5 protein-coding genes are annotated in these 5790 nt (G+C 68.9%); 2 read left to right on the forward strand and 3 right to left on the reverse strand.

What is annotated here, in order from left to right; translation table 11 throughout:
- Positions 1-2036: transglycosylase domain-containing protein (locus tag ABTZ89_RS34630; protein ID WP_351052825.1), on the reverse strand; the 2036-nt coding region annotated here is incomplete at its 3' end.
- A 279-nt stretch (positions 2037-2315) separates the two neighbouring features.
- On the opposite strand from ABTZ89_RS34630, the gene ABTZ89_RS34635 reads away from it, so the two are divergent.
- The gene (locus ABTZ89_RS34635; protein WP_351052828.1) at positions 2316-2696 is read left to right on the forward strand and encodes a hypothetical protein; all 381 of its coding nucleotides are present in this window, start codon (positions 2316-2318) and stop codon (positions 2694-2696) included.
- Here ABTZ89_RS34635 and ABTZ89_RS34640 read toward each other — a convergent pair.
- Together ABTZ89_RS34640 and ABTZ89_RS34645 are read right to left on the reverse strand one after the other, a co-directional pair.
- On the reverse strand, positions 2689-3087 hold the full coding sequence (locus ABTZ89_RS34640) for a hypothetical protein (protein ID WP_351052831.1): 399 nt from the start codon (positions 3085-3087) through the stop codon (positions 2689-2691). The genes ABTZ89_RS34635 and ABTZ89_RS34640 overlap by 8 nt on opposite strands.
- A gap of 108 nt (positions 3088-3195) precedes the next feature.
- Entirely contained in the window at positions 3196-4347 is a 1152-nt protein-coding gene (locus ABTZ89_RS34645) for an MFS transporter (protein WP_351052834.1), read from the reverse strand.
- 146 nt (positions 4348-4493) lie between these two features.
- Between ABTZ89_RS34645 and ABTZ89_RS34650 the strand changes: the two genes are divergently transcribed.
- Entirely contained in the window at positions 4494-5738 is a 1245-nt protein-coding gene (locus ABTZ89_RS34650) for a M14 family zinc carboxypeptidase (protein ID WP_351052837.1), read from the forward strand.
- The last annotated feature ends 52 nt before the right edge of the window (positions 5739-5790 follow it).

The raw sequence follows: 5790 nt of genomic DNA on the forward strand, positions 1-5790 counted from the left end.
GGCACCTTGCCGCCGTAGATGTTGCCGCCGTTCTTGCCGCACAGGGTCGGCGGCGCGTCGCCGCCGCTGTCGCAGATGCCCTGGGGTCGCGCGCCGTCGGCGTAGGTCAGGACCGCGCCCGACATCTGCGGGGTGGCGGCCAGGAACGCCGCGGACTTGTGCTCCTGGGTGGTACCGGTCTTGCCGATCATCGGCCGGGACCAGCCGACGGCCTGGGCGGCCGCGCGGGAGGTGCCCTCGGTGTCGTCCTTGCTCATGCCCTGCGCCAGCTGCGCGGCCGTCTGCGGGGAGACCGCCTGCTCGCACGGCGCCTCGGGGAGCTGGACCGGGTTGCCGTTGCGGTCGGTGATCTCCTCGATCGGCGTCGGCGGGCAGTACACGCCTTCGCTCATGATCGTCGCGCCGACGTTGGACAGCTCCAGGACGCTGGTCGGCGTGTAGCCGAGGGTGAACGCGCCGCGGTTGCCGTTCTTGACCGCATCGGCCTGGGACGGCCCGTTCGAACCGTCCTCCTTCAACGTCTGACCGGACGAGTTGACCCTGGTCATGCCGGTGCGCAGGCCGAGCCTGGTGGCCATGTCGACGACGTTGTTCAGCCCGGCCCGCTCGGACAGCGCGACGAACGCGGTGTTCGGCGAGGTCGCGAGCGCCATCTGCAGCGTCCGCGGCCCCGGCTGCACGCCGTCGGCGTTGCCGACCGTGTAAGGCGCGGTGCCGTTCTTGTAGACGCGCGAGGTGTACGAGGCGGGCACGTCGATCACCTCGTTGATGCTCATGCCCTGCTCGATCGCCGCCGCGGCGGTGAACACCTTGTAGACCGAGCCCGCGCCGAACGGCTGCACCCGGCTCACGATGTCGTAGGCGGTCTGCCCCTTGCTGGCGTCGTTGCCGTAGTCGCGGTTGGCGACCAGCGCCCGCACCTTGTGCTTGTCCTTGCCCGGTTCGACGACCGCCATCGCGTTGGCGATGCCTTCGGTCTGGGTCGGCACCTGGGCCTCGGCGGCGGCCTTGGCCGCTTCGGTGGACTTGCGGTCGAGCGTGGTGCGGATGGTGTAGCCGCCGGTCTGCAGCTGCTTGCTGTCGATGCCCATCCGGTCGAGGTAGTCGGTGACGTAGGTGCAGAAGAAGCCGTCGGTGGTGCCGTCGCCGACGCCGACGCAGCCGTTCGGCGGGCGGCCCAGCGGGGACAGCGTGTTGAGCGGCTCGTTCTTGGCGATCTCGGCGTCTTCCTTGGTGATGAACTTGTTGTTCATCGGGTCGGTCATCAGGTCGATGACGAGGTCGCGCCGCCGCTTCGCGTCTTCCGGGTTGCTGTTGGGGTTCAGCGATCCCGGCGCGTTGACGATCGCGGCCAGCAGCGCGGACTGGGCGATGGTCAGCTTGTCCGGGGTGGTGCCGAAGTAGGTCTGCGAGGCGGCGCCGACGCCGAAGGTCTGGTTGCCGAAGGGCACCACGTTGAGGTATCCGGTGAGGATCTCCTCCTTGGTCATGGTGCGCTCGAGCTCGGTGGCGATCTTGGCCTCGCGCAGCTTCCGCGCGATCGTGGTCTCCTTGGCCTTCTCGGCCTCGACCGGGTTGTCGGAGCCGGCGACCACGTGCACGAGGTAGTTCTTCACGTACTGCTGGGTGATCGTCGACGCGCCCTGCGCGGCTTCACCGCTGCTGACGTTCTTGGCCAGCGCGCGGACCGTGCCGTGCCAGTCGACGCCGCCGTGGTCCCAGAAGCGCTTGTCCTCGACCGCGGTGATCGCGGCCTTCATGTACTCGGAGATCTGCTCGGGACGGGTGTCGACGCGGTAGTCCCGGAAGAAGTAGGCGATCGGTGCGCCGTCCTTGTCGGTGACCGTCGAGACCTGCGGCATGTCCTGCCGCGCCAGCGAACCCGACATCTTCGACATGGCGTCGCTGGTCTGGTTGACCATCGCCCCGGCGCCGGTCGCCATCGGCAGCAGCAACGCCGCCACCAGCACGCCGGCCAGGACGCACAGCCCGAACATCTTCAACAGCACGCCGCTGCGCACGCCTGCCCCAATCATCAAGTGTCCACCCGGCTCGACCACCGACCGCAGGTCGAAACCCCCACCTGGAATCCGTCTCGCCGGTTCACCGACCGGCCGGAGAACATCCCGTCGACGGCCGCATCAGCAGCACCGGACGACGCCTCGTTCTCTCCACGGCCAACCAGTTCCGTTGATATCACACCGCCGGGTTGGAGCGACGATGCACCGAACGGTCCAGCAGCCCGGATCACGCCCACCGCGAGGGCGCTGATCACTACACTTGGTGACCAGCCGAGCCGATCGCGTGGAGGAGAAATGACCGATCCTTTCCTGGATTCGCTGGCCACCGCACTCGCCGGTCACGCGGCGACCGCGTTGGGCGCGGCCGGAAAAGCGGCGCTGGTGAAGGTCCGCGATCTCCTCAAGCGGAGGTCGGAACGCGATCCTGAGACGAAGGCCGCACTCGAAGCCGCCGAAGCGGACACCGCGGACCGACCGCAGATCAAGGCGCTCGCCGAGCGGCTGGACCAGGTGTGCGCGGAGGACGCGGAGTTCGCCGAGGAGCTGCGGTCGGAAGGCGCTGCGGTGCACAACGACGTCTCGGCTGCCGACGACAGCGTCGTCAACATCAACCACGGGCAGGTCAAGAACCTGGTTCAGACCCGCGAGTTCAACGGCAACATCACGTTCAACTAGCGCGGGAGTCGGATTCGTTCAGCTCGGCGAGGTACCTGTTGTACTCGGCGAGTTCCGGATCTTCGTCGGCCTCGACGCGCGGCGCCGGCGGCGGCACGAGCGGCCGCTTCCGGCGCACTTCGGGCTTCTCCGCGGGCTTCTCCGCAGCGACTTCAGGATCGGCTTCCTCGCGCTCCCGGGCGAGGTCCATGCGCATCACGCGGATCCACAGGAAGATCGTGAACGCGCCGAACAGCGGCCACTGCAGCGCGTAGCCGAGGTTCTGGAAGCTCCCGCCGGCTTCGTGCGCGCGATCCCACTGCCACACGGCCAGAAAGACGGTGCCGATGGTGGCCGCGATGAACAGGGCGTGCAGAAGCAGCCAACGCGGGGTCAAGAGGCTGCGGAACACACTTCGCATTCTAGGCGCTCGCGACCCGCCGCAACCTCCGGCTTCATCACGCACCGCGCACGGCACCGATGCGAACTCCTTTCGGCACCACCGGGAATGTGCGCTCAATCACAACCGCTGGCGGCGTCCGAAGGCGAGCGGGGTGCAGAGCCCGATCAGCACGGCCATGATCACGAAGGTGACCGGATATCCGGACAACACGATCAGAACGCCGAAACCGAGCGAACCTAGCCCCTGGCCCGCGTCGTAGGCGATGTTCCAGGCGGTGCTGGCCACCCCGGAGTCGGTCCGGTCGAACATCATCACCAGCGTCGTGTTCTGCACCGCGCCGAACCCGCCGCCGAACGCCGCCGCACCGACCAGCGCCACCGGGTCCGCGTTCGACGCGGCGACCGCGAGCAGCGCGGCACCGAGACCGGACAGCAGCACCGACGGGACCAGGATGCGGCGCTGGCCCAGCCGGTCGCCGAGCTGCCCCGCTCCCCAGCGGCCGAGCATCGTGGCGGCACCGAAGGCCATCAGCGCTGCCGGCGCCAGCGATTCGTCGATGGCCAGCGGCAGGAACGCGACGATGCCGCCGGCGCCGATGGCCACGGTGGTCATGACCGTCCAGGACGGCACCAGCGCGAGCGGGAAGGTCGTGGTGCGCGAGCCGCCCGCCGGTTCGCTCGACCGCACGCGGGACATGCCGAACAGCGCGGCCGTGGCAGCGACCGGCAGGGCACCCGCGATCCAGAACAGCGGGGCGAAACCGATCTGCTGGGTCAACCACACCCCCACCGGCAGGAAGGCGACGTTCGGCAGCCCGACCGACAGCCCGTACAGCCCGGCGGCCCGACCGCGCTGCTCGACCGGCACGAGCTCGGCCACCAGGGCGGCGCCGGTCACCGTGAGCAGCCCGAAGCCGATGCCCCGCACGCTCGACACCCCGAGCAGCAGCCACATGTCGCTGGACAGCGCGTACAGCGGCGTGGGCAGGCCGATGAACAGCGTGCCCAGGCCGAAGGCGATCCGGTGGTCGATGCGCTTGAGCAGCCACGGCATGCACAGCTGCGTGATGACGGTGATGAGCATGAACACGGCGTTGGTCGCACCCGCCGCGACCTCACCGGCACCGCCGGCCACCGCCCACAGCGGCAGCACCGGCATCAGCAGGATGTACCCGGCGAAACCACCGACGGTCGCTACCAGCAGCAGCCGGAACGAGCTGCGCTGCAGGGGTGTTCTGTTCCGCTCACGTGGTTCGACCGAGACTCGCACTGGTCTTTGATAGGCCCGGACCGCTCCCCCTGTCCAGCCTGTCCACTCCCTGCGCGGACGTCCGAGATGCCCACTGCTGGCCGATTGTCGCCTTTCGTCCGATCGGTTTGGCTGTGATCCGTTCCAGCAACGGCAAGGAGTCCTGCATGCACCGGATGCGAGTACTGGCACTGGCCGCCGTGGTCGCGGGGTCGGCGTTCATCCCCGCGACGGCCACCGCCCCACCGACGGCGGCCGCGCCACCGCCGTGCAGCGAGGAGCCGCGCGAGAACCCGATCTCGGAGTTCACCAGCTACGACGAACTGCTGGTCGAGCTCGACCGGATCGAACGGGTCAGCGCGGGCCGGGTCGCGGTGGAGAAGGTCGGCGAGTCCAACCGGGGACGCGACGTGCTGGCCGCTCGCGTCGGCACCGGCCCGAAGGTCGTGCTGATCACCGCCGAGATCCACGGCAACGAGAAGACCGGCCCGGACGCGGCGCTGGACCTGCTGGACTACCTCGGCACCTCGGATTCCGCGCACGCCGAGCAGATCCGCGAACAGCTGACCGTGGTGGCCATGCCGAAGATCAACCCCGACGCGGGCGCCCTTGACCGGCGCGGTAACGACATGACCTGGGAGGAGGCGCAGTCGCGCTTCCCGCAGCTGGCGACCGCGGAAGCACCGTGGAACTACTACACCGGCCAGCGGCAGGGCGACGACTACTCGCAGCGCCCCGGTTTCGACGTCAACCGCGACTACAACCCGGACCTGGACTACCAGCCGCAACCGCAGGACTTCCCCGGCGCCAGCGAGAAGCCGGGCTGGTTCCTCAGCCCGGAGACGCAGACCGTGCGCGACGTCTACAAGTCGCTGCAGGCCGAGTTCGGCGCGGTCGACACCTACGTCGACCTGCACCACCAGGGCGCCTGCTACACGGTTCCGGGCACCGACCGCTTCGTGACGATGAGCCTGTCCGGCAAGTTCGTGGCCGACCCGAGCACCCCGGCAGGCGCGGCGCACGCCGACTTCGCCGACACCTTCCGGCCGGAGTACTCCAAGCAGCTCAACGTAGCGGCCTACAACGCGCTGCAGGAGGCGGCGAAGAAGAACCCCGACTTCGGCAACATCACGCTGTACCCGCAGGACATCGACCTGCCCGGCACGGGTTTGGGCGCGTTCCAGCTCAACGGCAGCGGCGCGGTGCTGTTCGAGGTGCGCGGCCAGACGCAGAACCTCGGCGAGCAGCACCGGGGAATGCTGACCCGGACCGTCTACATCGGACTGGACGGGATCCTGTCCTCGATCGCCAGCGGGCAGGTGGAGAACCTGGATCCGGCGGCGTACGACCAGATCCCGCCCACCGACCGAGGTCCGCAGACCAAGAGCTCGATCACCGAGATCGAGAACTGATCGACTGACGGAACGAGCGGAGTTCGCGCCGGGTCGTGGCGCGGACTCCGCT

Origin of the sequence: Saccharopolyspora sp. NPDC002686 (genome assembly GCF_040295745.1) — a bacterium.
GTDB classification, from domain to species: Bacteria; Actinomycetota; Actinomycetes; order Mycobacteriales; family Pseudonocardiaceae; genus Saccharopolyspora; species Saccharopolyspora oryzae.